This is a genomic window from Citrobacter sp. CK202 (assembly GCF_030333225.1).
Lineage (GTDB): Bacteria > Pseudomonadota > Gammaproteobacteria > Enterobacterales > Enterobacteriaceae > Citrobacter_B > Citrobacter_B koseri.
Map to the genome: position 1 here is coordinate 123,296 of NZ_JAOWGI010000026.1, position 14,816 is coordinate 138,111.

Here is a 14,816-nt window from a genome sequence, read left to right on the forward strand (position 1 = left end):
GATAAGCGCAGCGCCATCCGGCATTTTTTTACCCCGCGACTTTCACCTGCGCCGCCGCGTGTTTTGCACGCTCAACGGCCTCTTCGACGCGTTCCGCTGTCACCAGCGCGACGCCTAACCGGCGGGTTCCGTCGATGTCCGGCTTGCCGAAGAACCGCACCTGTAAACCCGCTCCGACGGCCGCTTGTACATTATCAAACGTTACATTCTGGCTGGTGAGCGTCGGTAAAATAACGGCAGACGCGGCAGGGCCATACTGACGAATTTCGCCCACGGGCAGGCCGAGGAAAGCGCGAACGTGCAGGGCAAACTCTGACAGATCTTGCGAAATCAACGTCACCATGCCGGTATCATGCGGTCGCGGGGAGACTTCGCTGAAGACTACCTCATCGCCGCAGACAAAAAGCTCGACGCCAAATAACCCATAACCGCCTAACGCCAGAACAACCTTGCGGGCGATCTCCTGCGCACGCGCCAGCGCCAGATCGCTCATCTGCTGCGGTTGCCAGGATTCACGATAATCGCCGTCTTCCTGACGATGGCCGACAGGGGCGCAAAAATGGACGCCGTCTATGGCGCTGACGGTCAGCAGAGTGATTTCAAAATCGAATTTAACCACGCCTTCGACAATCACGCGCCCTGCGCCAGCGCGGCCGCCCTGTTGGGCATATTCCCATGCCTGCGACAGTTGGTCGGCGCTGCGGATGAAACTCTGTCCTTTACCGGAAGAACTCATCACCGGCTTCACAATGCAGGGAAAACCGATCTCCGCCACCGCCTCGCGAAAGCGTTCTTCGCTGTCGGCAAAACGGAAAGAAGAGGTCGGCAACGCCAGCTCTTCTGCCGCCAGACGACGGATGCCTTCACGGTTCATCGTCAGTTGCGTCGCCCGGGCGCAAGGCACCACATTCAGTCCTTCCTGCTCCAGTTCTACCAGCATGTCCGTCGCGATAGCTTCAATTTCCGGCACAATGAAATGCGGCTTTTCGCGTTCAACCACGCGGCGCAGCGCTTCGCCATCCAGCATATTGATGACGTGTGAGCGGTGGGCGACGTGCATCGCTGGCGCATCCGGGTAGCGATCCACCGCGATAACTTCCACACCCAGGCGTTGGCATTCGATCGCCACTTCTTTTCCCAGTTCGCCTGAACCCAATAACATTACGCGCGTAGCCGCCGGACGCAGCGCGGTGCCTAATAACGTCATAAAATATATCCCCTGATTTAACTGGGCGCAGTATATACGAAAACGTTTGCGTCTGTCTTTATTGCCAGGTTGATTTCATTACTGAAAAGTAATATGCTGTACATAATTACAGGTAATTGAGAGGCTGCAAAAATGGCGGTTGAAGTTAAATACGTGGTCATTCGGGAAGGTGAGGAAAAAATGTCGTTTACCAGCAAAAAGGACGCCGATGCGTATGACAAAATGCTTGATACGGCAGACCTGCTCGACACATGGCTTGAGCAGTCTCCGGTAGCGATGGAAGACGAACAGCGCGAAGCGCTTTCTCTGTGGCTGGCTGAACAAAAAGACGTATTGAGCACGATCCTGAAAACCGGCAAATTGCCGTCGCCGCAGGTGGTTAAAAGCGATGCGACGACGGAGGATGACACGCAAGCGGCCTGAGTCTGACTTGCGCTCCTGACGTTTTGTACCATGCTTTTTCCTGAATCATTGTGCTATGCCCGTGGATTTCGCGTTGCAAACATGCAGCCTGAAAGACGAAGGAGATATAAGGAGAAAAAGTATGAATAAAAAAAGAGGAGCGCTGTTGAGCCTGCTGTTGTTGTCCGCCAGCGTATCGGTCTTCGCTGCCGATACGGCCAGCAAATCGGTGAAATTCCCGACCTGTGAAGGGCTGAACGCTGATGGGATCGCCGCCAGCGTAAAGCGCGATTATCAACAAAACCGTATCGTACGTTGGGCTGATGACCAAAAAAAGGTCGGACAGGCGAATCCGGTAGTGTGGGTCAACACTCAGGATATTACCGGCAAAGAGGGTAACTGGATGGTTCCTCTGACTGTTCGCGGGAAAAGTGCCGATCTTCATTATCTGGTAAAGGTTGATTGCAAAGCCGGAACCGCGGAATACCAGCCCCGCTAATGGCAAATTTGCGCATCTTTTGCTGAATTAGACACTTCCTGACATCCCCTCAAGTACGCTTTGACGATTCATCGTTTGTATTTGAGGGGCAAAATGGCTAACTGGCTAAACCAATTACAATCTCTTCTCGGGCAAAACGGAGCCTCTGCATCTTCTTCAGGCGAACAAGGGCTGAGTAAACTACTGGTTCCCGGCGCGTTAGGCGGTCTGGCCGGTTTACTGGTCGCCAATAAATCTTCCCGTAAGTTACTGACTAAATATGGCACCAGCGCCCTGTTGGTTGGCGGCGGCGCGGTGGCAGGCACCGTCTTATGGAACAAATACAAAGAGAGGGTTCGTGCTGCGCATCAGGATGAGCCGCAATTCGGCGCGCAGAGTTCGCCGCTGGACCAACGAACCGAGCGGTTGATCCTCGCCCTGGTGTTTGCGGCGAAAAGCGACGGGCATATCGATAGCCAGGAGCGTGCAGCCATCGAACGCCAGTTGCGTGAAGCCGGGGTGGAGGAGCAGGGACGTGTGCTTATCGAACAGGCGATTGAACAGCCGCTCGATCCGCAGCGTCTGGCGCAAGGCATCCGTAATGAGGAAGAGGCGTTGGAAATTTACTTCCTGAGCTGTGCCGCCATTGATATCGACCATTTTATGGAGCGCAGTTATCTGAATGCGTTGGGCGATGCGCTGAAAATTCCTCAGGATGTGCGGGATGGCATCGAGCAGGATCTGCAACAGCAAAAGCAGGCTCTGCCAGGCTAACGTAATCCCCTGCATAGCATGTTTCGCTTGCATCGTGCGTGACTTTTGCCACCCTTATAGGGTGTTTAAAGACAAAAGAACAAAGACATGCTACCAAAAGCCACCCGTATTCCGCACACCATGACGCTGCATGGCGACACCCGCGTCGATAACTATTATTGGCTGCGAGACGACTCCCGCTCGCAGCCTGATGTCCTTGACTATCTGCATCAGGAAAACGCCTATGGACATCAGGTCATGGCGTCACAGCAGGCGTTACAGGATCGCGTGCTGAAAGAGATTATCGATCGCATTCCGCCCAGAGATGTTTCCGCACCTTACGTTAAAAATGGTTATCGCTACCGGCAGATTTATGAGCCAGGGTGTGAATATGCTATTTACCAACGCCAGCCGGCGCGAAGTGAAGAGTCGGATGCGTGGGATTTATTGCTGGATGCGAATCAGCGAGCGGCCCACAGCGAGTTTTATACCCTCGGTGGAATGGCCATTACGCCGGACAACACCATCATGGCGCTGGCGGAAGATTATCTTTCCCGTCGTCAGTATGGGCTGCGTTTTCGTAATCTTGAAAGCGGTAACTGGTACCCGGAACTGCTGGATAACGTGGCGCCAGAGTTTGTCTGGGCGAATGATTCGCTGACGCTTTACTACGTGCGTAAACACAGCACCACGTTGCTGCCTTACCAGGTATGGCGCCATACCGTGGGTACGCCGGCCACGCAGGATCAACTGGTCTATGAAGAAAAGGACGACGCTTTTTACGTCAGTTTGCACAAAACCACCTCTCAGCATTATGTGGTGATCCATCTCGCCAGTGCGACCACCAGTGAAGTGCTGTTGCTGGATGCTGAACTGGCCGATGCGGAACCCTTCTCGTTTTTACCACGGCGTAAAGATCATGAATACAGTCTCGATCATTACCAGCATAAGTTTTATCTGCGTTCCAATCGCCACGGAAAAAACTTTGGTCTGTATCGCAGCCGGGTACGTGATGAAAATGCCTGGGAAGAGCTGATTGCGCCACGCGAGAGCATCATGCTGGAAGGGTTTACCCTTTTTACCGACTGGCTGGTGGTGGAAGAACGCCAGCGTGGTTTGACCAGCCTGCGGCAGATTAACCGTAAAACGCGTGAAGTTACGGGGATTGCGTTCGACGATCCGGCCTACGTCACCTGGCTTGCCTATAACCCTGAACCGGAAACGTCCCGCTTGCGTTATGGTTATTCATCGATGACGACGCCGGACACCTTGTTTGAGCTGGATATGGATACCGGCGAGCGGCGCGTGCTCAAACAAACGGATGTGCCGGGATTTGACGCTGCGAATTATCAGAGCGAGCACCTGTGGATTGTCGCCCGGGATGGCGTAGAGGTTCCGGTTTCGCTGGTTTACCATCGAAAACACTTCCGTAAGGGGCAAAATCCACTACTTGTCTACGGCTACGGTTCCTATGGCGCCAGCATGGATGCTGATTTCAGCAGCAGTCGGTTAAGTTTGCTGGATCGCGGGTTTGTTTACGCCATCGTGCATGTTCGCGGCGGCGGTGAGTTAGGTCATCAGTGGTATGAAGACGGTAAGTTTCTGAAAAAGAAAAATACGTTTAATGACTATCTTGATGCCTGCGACGCGTTGCTGAAACTGGGCTACGGCTCGCCTTCATTTTGCTATGGCATGGGCGGCAGCGCGGGCGGCATGTTGATGGGCGTTGCGATTAACGAACGTCCTGAACTTTTTCATGGCGTCATCGCGCAGGTGCCATTTGTTGACGTCCTGACGACAATGCTTGATGAATCTATCCCTTTAACCACGGGAGAGTTCGAAGAGTGGGGAAATCCGCAGGATGCGGAATACTACGCGTATATGAAAAGCTACAGTCCGTACGACAACGTCACCGCGCAGGACTATCCGCATCTTCTGGTTACCACCGGGTTACATGATTCGCAGGTGCAATACTGGGAGCCCGCCAAATGGGTCGCTAAACTGCGCGAACTGAAAACGGATGACCACCTGCTGTTGCTGTGTACGGATATGGATTCCGGGCATGGCGGGAAGTCCGGGCGTTTTAAAGCGTATGAGGGAGTGGCGCTGGAATTCGCTTTTCTGATTGGCCTCGCTCAGGGCACGTTGCCTGGGCAGACAGGCGCTCAGGCGTCGCTCAGATAGTGTTTAAGCGTTAAACGCAGCTCCGGGCTCATGTTGTCAAGGTTATTAAATAACCAGCGCAGATAGCCCGGATCGCGCTCGGCGACTTCAGAAACGGCTTTGCCGCGATATTTGCCAAACGTAAATGTCGTTAACAGAGCCGGGCGTCCGGTAATGTCGACCATTTGTTCCGCCGTCCAGCCTGACGTGTTCATAATATCGATCAGCAATGCCGCCGTGATATAGCAGTCATACAATGCGCGGTGATGATGAAGGCCGGGCGGTGTTTGCACGCTTAGCTTACGGGATTTGTAGAGCGCCATGTTGCTGTATTTGATCCCCGGCCATAACCGGCGCGACAGCTTCATGGTACAAATCCACTCTCCCGGCATCTCTGGCAGCACACGCCGGTCGAAACTGGCGTTATGCGCGACATACCATTCGCTTCCGTGATAGAGCGGAATGATATCTTCGATCCAGGGTTTATCGGCAACCATCGATTCACTGATACGGTGAATCGCCATCGCCTGCGGGCTGATGGGGCGGTCAGGACGAACCAGATGGCTCATTGGATTGACAATTCTCCCCGCCACCACATCGACAGAGGCAATCTCAACAATCCCGCCCTGTAGTCCGCAGGTTTCCGTATCTATAACTCGCAACATGGGGTGCTCCCGACCGAAAACACCTAGCGTAATGGAATGATATCGCCTTGCCAACCCCGTGTCGTATGCTGACCTGTTAACAGCAGAGAACCGCTGTCCGCGCGGACAATGAGCTGGCCGCTTTCATCCCATAGCGCGCTGCTGCCTCCGGCGTTTGCCATCAACACGGCAATGGCGAAGCGATGCGAAAACCGTTGCAGCCGGGAGGTGGAGGTAAATAAATCATGTTCGCTGACGCACTGGCTGGTGGTGAATAACGAAAAGGCGGGATCGATATCAATGCCTTCCGGCTGCTCATCCATCACGCTTATCGTTTTCCGGTGGCGGGCTACGCAGGCGCCGTGGCTTTGATGAAAGATCAGCGGCGATGTCACCCAGGGGGCGAAAATGGCAATGCCTCTGACTAACTGGCCGTTATGCTCAACCGGCAGCCCGGCGATAATCGTCATGCGGTACGCGGATGCCGCATAAGCAAGCGGCTGTAATAAGGACTCATCGGGCGGGACAGGGAGCGCCTGCGCCGTATCGTTGCATCCGGTTAACGACAGGGAAGGGAATACCAGGAGTTCGCATTGCTGGCTGGCAGCAATCTCAACAAATTGCAGATGGTGCGCGACATGTTCTGCCAGCGTGGCGCGAGGTGGTTCATACTGCGCCGCCGCGATTTTCCAGTGTGACATAATGATTTCCTTTTCATAGTGTCTACAATCATCCTTAAATCTTAGTTTAAGAATGTACTTATACTGTAGCAACTCATGTGTAAGGAAGTGTAACGCTATATAAGTTTATTTAACTTTCGGTTCGTAAGGTAAGCGTGACAGGGAAACCGACGCCAGACGGTGGGCAATCAGACGTTCACGAAACCATTCGCGCAGGTGTTCTGGCTGTTCACGCTCAACGACTTCTGCCACGACGGGCATATTGTAACGCTCTTTAAACGCCACACCGGCTGCGGCCAGGTCAACGTTAATCTTATCCATGTCAGCTTGTTCAAGTTGAGCCAGGTTCGTTTGCATACGCTTCTCCTTATCATCAATGGCGCGCAAAAGTTACTAAGAGTGCGCCTCAATGGCAAGCCGGAAATGATGATTCTCGACTCGACCATTATAGAAGGTTATTCTCTGTAAATCAGACATAACAAAAAGGAATAATTGATATGGCTTCTACTGCACCTTCTTTGCGCTATGCTCTCCTTTTCCTCGCCTCAACGCTGGCGGCGCCTGCGGCCTGGGCACATGCGCATCTGACGCATCAATACCCGGCGGCTGACGCTGAGGTGACTGCCGCGCCGCAGGCATTGACGCTGAATTTCTCCGAAGGCATCGAGCCTGGCTTCAGCGGGGCGACGCTGACCGGGCCAAAGCAGGAAAGCATCAAAACGCGGCCTGCGAAGCGCAATGAGCAGGATGCGAAACAGCTCATTATTCCTCTGGATCAGACGCTTAATCCCGGAACCTATACGGTTAACTGGCATGTGGTGTCGGTTGACGGTCATAAGACAAAAGGGCAATACACCTTTAGCGTGAAGTAATCATGCTGACGTTTACCTGGGTAGCGCTTCGCTTTATCCATTTTAGCGCCATGATGCTGGTGTTTGGCTGCGCGTTATATGGCGCGTGGCTGGCGCCGGTTTCTGTTCGTCGCCTGATGACGCGCCGCTTTCTGCGCCGGCAACAGCACGCTGCCGTGTGGAGCTTTGTCAGCGCGACGCTGATGCTGGCGATCCAGGGTGGACTAATGGGGGCGGGCTGGCAGGACGTAATCTCGGTTTCGATATGGGGCGCAGTTTTACAGACCCAATTTGGCGGCGTATGGCTGTGGCAGATTATTCTCGCGCTTGTCACGTTGGTCATGACGCTGGTTATACCGAGAAATTTACCGCGTCTGCTGCTCATCCTGATGATTGCCCAGTTTATGTTGCTGGCAGGCGTTGGCCACGCCACGCTGAATGATGGCGTGGTGGGCGCGGTACAGCAGATTAACCATGCGACTCATCTGGTGTGCGCTGCGGCCTGGTTTGGTGGCCTGCTGCCGGTTATCTACTGTATGCGCATGGCGCAAGGTCGCTGGCGACAACAGGCCATCGAAACAATGATGCGTTTCTCCCGCTATGGTCATCTGTTTGTCGCGGGCGTATTGTGTACCGGCATCGCAAATGTGCTTTTTATTACGGGGTTTTCCGCCCCCTGGCATACCGCGTACGGGCAGTTTCTTTTGTTAAAATGTGTCCTTGTCCTGCTAATGGTGGCAATTGCGCTAACGAACCGGTATGTTCTCGTACCACGTATGCGGCAGGAAAATCGCCGCGCGAATCTCTGGTTTATCTGGATGACTCAGATTGAATGGGGAATTGGAGCCGTTGTGCTGGCGATTGTCAGCCTGTTCGCAACCCTGGAACCCTTCTGATGGACTGGCAAAACTCATGAAAAAAATGATTCTCTCTCTGCTGTTGTTGGCAAGTTCAGGCGCTGCGCTGGCGGCGCCTCAGGTTATCACCGTGAGCCGCTTTGAAGTGGGTAAAGACAAGTGGGCGTTTAACCGCGAAGAGGTGATGCTGACCTGCCGACCGGGCCATGCCCTGTATGTCATCAACCCGAGCACGCTGGTGCAATACCCGCTGAACGATGTTGCAGAGCAGCAAGTTGCAAGCGGCAAAACCAACGCGCAGGCTATCACCGTCATTCAGATTGACGATCCGGCAAAACCGGGTGAAAAAATGAGCCTGGCACCGTTTATTGAACGTGCGGAAAAGCTCTGCTAATTACCAGAAGTATCTTTCTGATTTCCAATAAAAAACCGCAAGTCTCATGCAGAGGGACTTGCGGTTTTTTCGTTGTTGCGGCTGACAACGGTCGTTTTTTACCGGCCACTTTCGTCGTGGACTGGAAAACCTGGCGTCGTCATCTATTCTTAAAGGGCAAGGCGACTTAGCCTGCATTAATGCCAACTTTTAGCGCACGGCTCTCTCCCAAGAGCCATTTCCCTGGACCGAATACAGGAATCGTATTCGGTCTCTTTTTATCTGTTTGTTTTGAAGTGTGTTTTCAGATACTAACCCGAAACCACACGAAAGTTACTCGAATTTTCCATATCCTGTCCAAACCATAACATACTCTGTACCGAGTGCGTCCAGGGTTTTTTGATTGGTATGTTAATTTTTGTGCGTCAGAGTGTCGTGTGAAGCCAGGTTTACATGGATGAACGTTTATGAATCATGCTCGATGAGTTACTCATGCTGTGCACAGAAGGCGCGCAGGATGAGGATGACGGGGGTAAAAATCAGAGCGACATAAAACAGTATGATCAGCACCGCGTCTAATGCGTGATAATTCAAAATGAAATAGATAACATTCCCAATAGATATCAGGATAAAGGTGTATTTACTAATAAATAAGCATCTTTTCATTTTGGTCGTAGCTATAAAGAGTTAATTTTTGTTTCTATTTACGTCTTTGGGCGTACTGGAATTCAGGGCTTTTTCACGACATGCTTCTTTTACCCATGCAGAAAAATTGCTGGTTTTTTCCTTCGCCATCACTTGCTCTATTTGTTTCAGCAAACTGTATGAAAAACGGATGTTTTTGATCACTGTTTTGCCTGTAAAGTTTTTTATCGACATAAGGTGCTTCTCGCAACTAATTCACATCACTGTTACTTTCGCGTAACTACGCATGAAGGGAATTGATTTACATCAATGAAATCAACGGTGATGACGGCGAGGTTTCCTGGTTGTGAATTGCGTCGCAACAAAGAATGCCTCAGCGATACCACATTGAAGAGTGGGGTTATTCAGTGACTATTCTCTATTTTTTAATGCCTTGAATCTTTTCAAGATGTGCGATAACGATAATCAGATTGATTTTATTGGGTAATTCATATTGTGAGGGTAGATATTTATTAATTAATATTCGTGTGTTTTTTGGCTGTTTATACTCACAAAAAGATAAGCAAGCGCCGCATACGGAGTGTATGGATGCTTGCTGTATTATTAGAACTGATAGTTTAAAGACATCCAGTAGTTGCGACCAGGAATAACGTATCCGGTCGTTGACTGCGCTGTCTGGAAATAATCGCCAGCATAGGTGCTGGAACGGCCAGATTGATATAATTTGACGTCGCTAAAGTCTTTATCCAGCACGTTATTGACGGCGGTATTCAGAGTTAAATCTTTAGTCAGTTTATAAGATAACCCCATATCCAGCACTGTCCATGCTTTTAGATTTGCGCCTTTGTCATCATACACTTTCTGCTGTACCGCACTGAGATTGTCATAGGTTTGAGTAAAGCGGGGCGCTTTACCGCGATAGCGGGCGCTAAGCCAGGCATTTAAATCATCTGTCGCCTGCCAGTTAACGCGGGCATTTGCCATATGTTTTGGTGTATAGCTGAGCGGTGCGCCTTTATTATCTCCATCTTTCTGTTTGCTCTGAGTATAGGTATAGTTGAGCGACAGACTCAAATTATCCAACCAGAGAGGGAACGATGTTGCAAATTCGACACCATCGGTACGCGCTTTTCCGCTATTGGTATAGCTACTGGTATTGTCATCAATCGAATAAGAAACAATTTTATTGCGATATTCAGTGTAGAATCCGGTTATATTGGCATTGAACCCATTGCTATTATCGTAATAAAGTCCGGTTTCATAACTGGTGCTTTCTTCAGGTTTTAAATCTGGATTACCGACGGTATTGATTGTTCCCTGACCAGAAACACCGCTGATGCCGTTATGTAACTGGCTAAGAGAAGGCGCTTTATAACCGGTTGTGATTCCCCCTTTGAGCGTCCATTCATCTGTCATATCCCAGACCAGATAGCCACGAGGACTGAAATGACCGCCGAATACGTCGTTATGTTCATAGCGACTCCCTACGGTAAACGCCAGAGAATCCAGGATATGCCACTCATCTTCAAGGTAAGTCGCCCAGCTTTTTTGATGGAACTTTTCACCTGAACTGGCCAGAACGACGCCATCTTTCATTCGTGCGTCCCAGTATTCGCCACCCACCGTCAGTAAATGTGATTCTCCCAGCGGCGTGAGAAGCACCGAGTTGAGAATAACATTGGTATTTTTCAGTTCACGATCGTCACCCGCTCTCCAGGCCTGATCGGGCGTCAGAGCGGAGGAAACCAGCTGCCGTCCTTTGTTTTCTGTCTCATTCCAGTTAAGAGACGATTTCCATGTACCAAACGTTAAGGCGGTGTCATGTCCTAACGTCACTTTATTGCGCTCATAGCGGAGCGTTTTATCATATCCGCCCGTGAGGCTACCAAGCTGACCGTCGCTGTTATCATAACGCTGTCTGGATGTGTCGAGATCCATCCATAGCGTATTGTTTGCGCTGGCTTTCCAGTCAAATCTCGCGCCGATGTTGTAGTTTTGCGACTCAGTGGGATAAGGAACGCGTGTTTCTGCGGTGTCGCTCAGTGATGTAATGCTGGAGCCTTGTCGCTGGGTTGTGCTTCCACGAACCTGCATATCCAGCGAGCCAGGAATCAGGGGACCACTTGACCAGAAATTTGCGGTTGTGCTGTTTCCCCATTTATTACTTTCCTGTAGGTTCACTCCCGTATTGATGGCCGTGCTCCACTTATCGGTGCTTTTTTTGGTAATAATATTCACCACGCCGCCAATGGCGTCTGACCCATAAAGCGTAGACATGGGCCCGCGTATAACCTCTATACGTTCAATGGCTGAAAGTGGGGGCATAAAACTGGTATTCATTGCAGAAAAGCCATTCGGTGTTACATCCGATGTTCCATTCTGACGAATACCGTCAATAAGAATAAGGGTATAACTGGCAGGCATCCCACGAATACTTATTTCAAGCCCCCCTGTTTTTCCGGTACTGCTTTCAACGTCCACTCCCTCAACGGCCCTGAGAGCATCGCCAAGATCATTATATTTATTGGTCTGTAATTCTTGTTGTGAAATAACAGAAACACTGGCTGCCGCATTGGTGATCTTTTTCTCGTATCCCGATGCGGTGACGACCATGACATCTTCTGCAAAAACATTAAAACTTGTGGCGCCCAGACAAGATAAGACAAGTGAAGCGAGAGGTTTAATACGCATTATCGAACTTCCTTTGTTAAAAAAAGCAAAGTCAATAAGATAATGCATGAAAATGATAATAAAAATAATTATCATTACACTTTTACATAAGTTGGCATTTATATGATTTTATTGAAATCAACAAGAATTATTGCAGATTAAATTATTGCTATAAAAATGATTAATGGTCTCAGGAGGGGGGGCCTGCGACTGAAGATTTCCTGCTATGGTTAAGTATGTCAGGTTCATTTTTACTGATGGTGAACCAATGAAACAGCCGGAAAACGTCTATCAGAAAATTGAGGGGAGTCAGTGGCGGCATGTCTGGATTGTCGGCGACCTCCACGGCTGTTTTTCGCAGTTGATGGAGAAACTACGACAGTGTCGGTTTGATCCTTGGCAGGATCTGCTGGTGTCGGTGGGGGATGTGATCGACCGTGGGCCTGACAGCTTGCGGTGTCTGGAACTTCTGCACAAACGGTGGGTGGTCGCCGTCAGAGGGAATCACGAGCAGATGGCGTTAGACGCGCTGGCCGCCTCGCAGTTGTCGTTATGGTTTATGAACGGCGGCGACTGGTATGCCGCATTGTCGGCAAACCAGCAGCGCCTGGCGAGAAAGGCGCTCGACGACTGTCAGCGTTTACCCTGGATTCTGGAATTGCACTGTCAGAACGGCATGCATGTTGTGGCGCATGCTGATTATCCGCATCAGGTTTATGCCTGGCAAAAAGAGGTGGATTTACACCAGGTGCTATGGCGTCGTTCCCGGTTGAGCGAGCGGCATGCGGGTCAGGGAAACGGCATTGCCGGAGCCGATCACTTCTGGTTTGGTCATACGCCGCTGCGTCATCGCGTTGATATCGATAATTTGCACTATATTGATACCGGCGCGGTATTTGGCGGGGAACTAACGTTGGTTCAACTTCAGTAATTAAAAATCACTGTACTGGCGAGCGGGTAGCCAGAAGCCGTCAATAAAGTCTTCGACCGGAAAACAGCCGCCGTGACGAATCCGCTGGTCGTCCATCGAATACAGGCACTGCTGCTCAGTATTGTAGATATCCACCACAATGTCCTCACAGCCGCCGTCCAGGTAGCAAACAAAAAGTACCAGTGCGAACATTCCATCCTCAAATTGTCCTGCCGTATCGATAGTGTAGGAGAGGTTGTCGCAAGGGGGAAAGGGCGAAATAAATAACCCGTCTGGCGACGGGTTCTTTTTGAGTCAGGCAAGACGCATGACCCAGGCATCGGACTTACGATCGTAACGGGTGCGGAATAGAACAGAGTGCTCTCCGTTTAAAATGGCGGGAATGCTGGTTTCATCATCCCAGGCATCCAGTTGCATACATAAATCTGGGTCGGATTTACAGGGAATGCTTAACGTTCGGTCCCCCGGCGATTCGCCATGTAACTCGGCATCGTCGATTTCAAAAGCGCCAATGCGCACACTGGTTTTCATCATCGTGCTCTCCGTTAGTTCGCTGATTGTGGTACGACCAGTTTGATCGCCCAAATTTCAGCGTAGCCAACTTCAGCAAAAGCGCCAGTAAAAAAGTGCGCTATTTTTGACCGCTTTCAGTCGCTACCGGTAAAGAGTTTGCCATCGCGAACCAGTTCGCGTGGATAACTGTTCTTCAACCGGGAACCAATCCGTTTCGCCAGACCAATGGGCTGATGCTGGAACGTGACCAGCACATCATCGACAGACGGCGCGGTTTGCGGGTAGACATCCCGCCCCCGATACCACTCTTCCGCCTCCTGATGAGACAGCTCGAATGCGTTGGCATGATGTGGATCGGCGAGGGCGATCACCGCTTCATGCTGCCAGCGATAACCTTTATTATGGCTTTCCGCCAGTTTTATGCCCAGGCGGGAAAAGCGGACTTTTCCGATCAGCGCTTCAATCTCTGCCGGGAATAACCATACCTCTTTATCTCGCTGCCAGAGGTGCAGGTTTTCTCCCCACTGAAGTCCACTGGCATTAGCCGCCTGAGTGATTTGCGTCGCCTCACGCCCCTTCATCGGCGCGAACGGAAACTTGCCGACCTTATAGCCAGGGGCGGGAAGCGGGGGAATGGCTGCAATTTTACGCAAACGGGCGACAAAGAAACCTTCGCAGTCGTAAATCTGCGGGAAAACGTGTAAAAAACCCTCTGCCGTCAGCGCGTGCTCCGCCTCCGGGAACAGATCGTCTAAAGGCAAAAATTCAACCGCTTCCGGGTAGGTCTCTTTCAGCCACAAGCAGACGGACTCATTCTCCTCGCGATTTAGCGTGCAGGTGGAGTAGACCAGCGTACCGCCAGGGCGCAGCGCGTGAAATGCGCTGTCGATAAGTTCCCGCTGTGTGGCGGCAATATCCATGTTGCTTTCGACAGACCAGTTTTTAAGCGCATCGGGATCTTTGCGCACCACGCCTTCACCTGAACAGGGCGCGTCCAGCAAGATAGCGTCGAATGTCTCCGGGAGCGCGGCGCCGAAGACGCGGCCATCAAAATGGGTCAGGGCAACATTACTGATCCCACAGCGGCTGATGTTGGCGTGCAGCACTTTGACCCGGCTGGCGGAGAATTCATTCGCCAGAATGGCGCCCTGATTATTCATCCGCGCGGCGATCTGGGTGGTTTTCGAACCCGGCGCGGCAGCAACATCCATAATGCGTTCCGGCGTATTCCCTTCAGCAAACAGCGCGGCGACCGGCAACATTGAGCTGGCTTCCTGAATATAAAACAGGCCGCTCAGATGTTCGGCGGTGCTGCCCAGCGGTAACGATTCGTCATCATCGCGTTCTATCCAGAAACCTTCCTCGCACCAGGGAACAGGCGTCAGCGACCAGCCATAGGGCGCCGTCAGGGCAAGAAAGTCGGTCACAGAAATTTTTAGCGTATTCACGCGAATGCTGCGACGTAACGGGCGCTGGCAGGCGGCGAGGAAATCGTCAAAAGAGAGTGTCGAAGGCATTGCTTCGCGCATTTGCGTCAGAAAGGCATCAGGGAAATAAACAGCGTGTTGAGCCACTTGGGTACCACCGGCAATAAAACAGGCGCGCAGTGTAGCATAAATGCTCCGGCGCGAGCACGCCGGAGCGGGGGA

Annotated in this window: 17 protein-coding genes; 8 read left to right on the forward strand and 9 right to left on the reverse strand. The window is 51.4% G+C overall.

The window, feature by feature from the left end; genetic code table 11:
* Positions 1-28: 28 nt before the first annotated feature.
* Positions 29-1,207: a formate-dependent phosphoribosylglycinamide formyltransferase gene (purT, locus tag OGX84_RS13485; RefSeq protein WP_112002000.1), complete on the reverse strand. Its 1,179-nt coding sequence runs from the start codon at positions 1,205-1,207 to the stop codon at positions 29-31.
* A gap of 132 nt (positions 1,208-1,339) precedes the next feature.
* Here purT and yebG point away from each other — a divergent pair, with 132 nt between their 5' ends.
* The 4 genes from yebG to ptrB all read left to right on the forward strand — a co-directional run bounded on the left by yebG (position 1,340) and on the right by ptrB (position 5,024).
* Entirely contained in the window at positions 1,340-1,630 is a 291-nt protein-coding gene (gene yebG / locus OGX84_RS13490; protein WP_012132015.1) for a DNA damage-inducible protein YebG, read from the forward strand.
* A 121-nt stretch (positions 1,631-1,751) separates the two neighbouring features.
* Positions 1,752-2,108, forward strand: coding sequence for a protein YebF (gene yebF, locus OGX84_RS13495; protein ID WP_024130257.1), 357 nt, complete (start codon positions 1,752-1,754; stop codon positions 2,106-2,108).
* A gap of 93 nt (positions 2,109-2,201) precedes the next feature.
* Positions 2,202-2,861 carry a tellurite resistance TerB family protein gene (locus OGX84_RS13500; RefSeq protein ID WP_049008841.1) on the forward strand — a complete coding sequence of 220 codons (660 nt, stop codon included), beginning with the start codon at positions 2,202-2,204 and terminating at the stop codon, positions 2,859-2,861.
* 87 nt (positions 2,862-2,948) lie between these two features.
* A complete protein-coding gene (ptrB, locus tag OGX84_RS13505) occupies positions 2,949-5,024 on the forward strand; it encodes an oligopeptidase B (protein WP_112002001.1) in 2,076 nt (691 codons plus the stop codon).
* Here ptrB and exoX read toward each other — a convergent pair.
* From exoX to OGX84_RS13520, 3 genes are all read right to left on the reverse strand, one after another.
* Entirely contained in the window at positions 5,006-5,668 is a 663-nt protein-coding gene (gene exoX / locus OGX84_RS13510) for an exodeoxyribonuclease X (RefSeq protein WP_012132019.1), read from the reverse strand. The genes ptrB and exoX overlap by 19 nt on opposite strands.
* 23 nt (positions 5,669-5,691) lie before the next feature.
* On the reverse strand, positions 5,692-6,348 hold the full coding sequence (locus OGX84_RS13515; RefSeq protein ID WP_024130258.1) for a carbon-nitrogen hydrolase family protein: 657 nt from the start codon (positions 6,346-6,348) through the stop codon (positions 5,692-5,694).
* 105 nt (positions 6,349-6,453) lie between these two features.
* Positions 6,454-6,684, reverse strand: a complete 231-nt coding sequence (locus OGX84_RS13520; RefSeq protein ID WP_024130259.1) for a DNA polymerase III subunit theta — start codon at positions 6,682-6,684, stop codon at positions 6,454-6,456.
* Positions 6,685-6,824: 140 nt separating this feature from the next.
* Here OGX84_RS13520 and yobA point away from each other — a divergent pair, with 140 nt between their 5' ends.
* The 3 genes from yobA to OGX84_RS13535 are packed head-to-tail and all read left to right on the forward strand — an operon-like array spanning position 6,825 to position 8,429.
* Positions 6,825-7,199 carry a CopC domain-containing protein YobA gene (gene yobA / locus OGX84_RS13525; RefSeq protein ID WP_012132022.1) on the forward strand — a complete coding sequence of 125 codons (375 nt, stop codon included), beginning with the start codon at positions 6,825-6,827 and terminating at the stop codon, positions 7,197-7,199.
* Positions 7,199-8,074, forward strand: coding sequence for a copper homeostasis membrane protein CopD (copD, locus tag OGX84_RS13530; protein WP_286458150.1), 876 nt, complete (start codon positions 7,199-7,201; stop codon positions 8,072-8,074). Before yobA ends, copD begins: the two co-directional genes overlap by 1 nt.
* A gap of 16 nt (positions 8,075-8,090) precedes the next feature.
* Entirely contained in the window at positions 8,091-8,429 is a 339-nt protein-coding gene (locus tag OGX84_RS13535; RefSeq protein ID WP_012132024.1) for a YebY family protein, read from the forward strand.
* A gap of 666 nt (positions 8,430-9,095) precedes the next feature.
* Here the strand turns inward: OGX84_RS13535 and OGX84_RS13540 are convergent.
* Both OGX84_RS13540 and OGX84_RS13545 read right to left on the reverse strand, forming a co-directional pair.
* Positions 9,096-9,287 carry a YlcI/YnfO family protein gene (locus OGX84_RS13540; RefSeq protein ID WP_012132027.1) on the reverse strand — a complete coding sequence of 64 codons (192 nt, stop codon included), beginning with the start codon at positions 9,285-9,287 and terminating at the stop codon, positions 9,096-9,098.
* Positions 9,288-9,656: 369 nt separating this feature from the next.
* The gene (locus tag OGX84_RS13545) at positions 9,657-11,744 is read right to left on the reverse strand and encodes a TonB-dependent receptor (RefSeq protein WP_115609226.1); all 2,088 of its coding nucleotides are present in this window, start codon (positions 11,742-11,744) and stop codon (positions 9,657-9,659) included.
* 247 nt (positions 11,745-11,991) lie between these two features.
* On the opposite strand from OGX84_RS13545, the gene pphA reads away from it, so the two are divergent.
* Positions 11,992-12,654 (forward strand): protein-serine/threonine phosphatase, encoded by a 663-nt coding sequence (gene pphA / locus OGX84_RS13550; RefSeq protein ID WP_047464032.1) that lies wholly within the window; start codon positions 11,992-11,994, stop codon positions 12,652-12,654.
* On the opposite strand, the gene OGX84_RS13555 is transcribed toward pphA, so the two are convergent.
* The 3 genes from OGX84_RS13555 to rsmF form a co-directional block, all read right to left on the reverse strand.
* Positions 12,655-12,846, reverse strand: coding sequence for a YdfD/YebW family protein (locus OGX84_RS13555; protein ID WP_012132031.1), 192 nt, complete (start codon positions 12,844-12,846; stop codon positions 12,655-12,657).
* A 102-nt stretch (positions 12,847-12,948) separates the two neighbouring features.
* On the reverse strand, positions 12,949-13,185 hold the full coding sequence (locus tag OGX84_RS13560; protein WP_024130262.1) for a YebV family protein: 237 nt from the start codon (positions 13,183-13,185) through the stop codon (positions 12,949-12,951).
* Between the two features lie 116 nt (positions 13,186-13,301).
* Positions 13,302-14,741, reverse strand: a complete 1,440-nt coding sequence (rsmF, locus tag OGX84_RS13565; RefSeq protein WP_200023440.1) for a 16S rRNA (cytosine(1407)-C(5))-methyltransferase RsmF — start codon at positions 14,739-14,741, stop codon at positions 13,302-13,304.
* Positions 14,742-14,816: the final 75 nt, after the last annotated feature.

Bases quoted from the DNA above. Each gene is read 5' to 3' on its own strand.
- purT (WP_112002000.1), bottom strand. From the start codon at position 1,207: ATGACGTTATTAGGCACCGCGCTGCGTCCGGCGGCTACGCGCGTAATG.
- yebG (WP_012132015.1), top strand. From the start codon at position 1,340: ATGGCGGTTGAAGTTAAATACGTGGTCATTCGGGAAGGTGAGGAAAAA.
- yebF (WP_024130257.1), top strand. From the start codon at position 1,752: ATGAATAAAAAAAGAGGAGCGCTGTTGAGCCTGCTGTTGTTGTCCGCC.
- OGX84_RS13500 (WP_049008841.1), top strand. From the start codon at position 2,202: ATGGCTAACTGGCTAAACCAATTACAATCTCTTCTCGGGCAAAACGGA.
- ptrB (WP_112002001.1), top strand. From the start codon at position 2,949: ATGCTACCAAAAGCCACCCGTATTCCGCACACCATGACGCTGCATGGC.
- exoX (WP_012132019.1), bottom strand. From the start codon at position 5,668: ATGTTGCGAGTTATAGATACGGAAACCTGCGGACTACAGGGCGGGATT.
- OGX84_RS13515 (WP_024130258.1), bottom strand. From the start codon at position 6,348: ATGTCACACTGGAAAATCGCGGCGGCGCAGTATGAACCACCTCGCGCC.
- OGX84_RS13520 (WP_024130259.1), bottom strand. From the start codon at position 6,684: ATGCAAACGAACCTGGCTCAACTTGAACAAGCTGACATGGATAAGATT.
- yobA (WP_012132022.1), top strand. From the start codon at position 6,825: ATGGCTTCTACTGCACCTTCTTTGCGCTATGCTCTCCTTTTCCTCGCC.
- OGX84_RS13535 (WP_012132024.1), top strand. From the start codon at position 8,091: ATGAAAAAAATGATTCTCTCTCTGCTGTTGTTGGCAAGTTCAGGCGCT.
- OGX84_RS13540 (WP_012132027.1), bottom strand. From the start codon at position 9,287: ATGTCGATAAAAAACTTTACAGGCAAAACAGTGATCAAAAACATCCGT.
- OGX84_RS13545 (WP_115609226.1), bottom strand. From the start codon at position 11,744: ATGCGTATTAAACCTCTCGCTTCACTTGTCTTATCTTGTCTGGGCGCC.
- pphA (WP_047464032.1), top strand. From the start codon at position 11,992: ATGAAACAGCCGGAAAACGTCTATCAGAAAATTGAGGGGAGTCAGTGG.
- OGX84_RS13555 (WP_012132031.1), bottom strand. From the start codon at position 12,846: ATGTTCGCACTGGTACTTTTTGTTTGCTACCTGGACGGCGGCTGTGAG.
- OGX84_RS13560 (WP_024130262.1), bottom strand. From the start codon at position 13,185: ATGAAAACCAGTGTGCGCATTGGCGCTTTTGAAATCGACGATGCCGAG.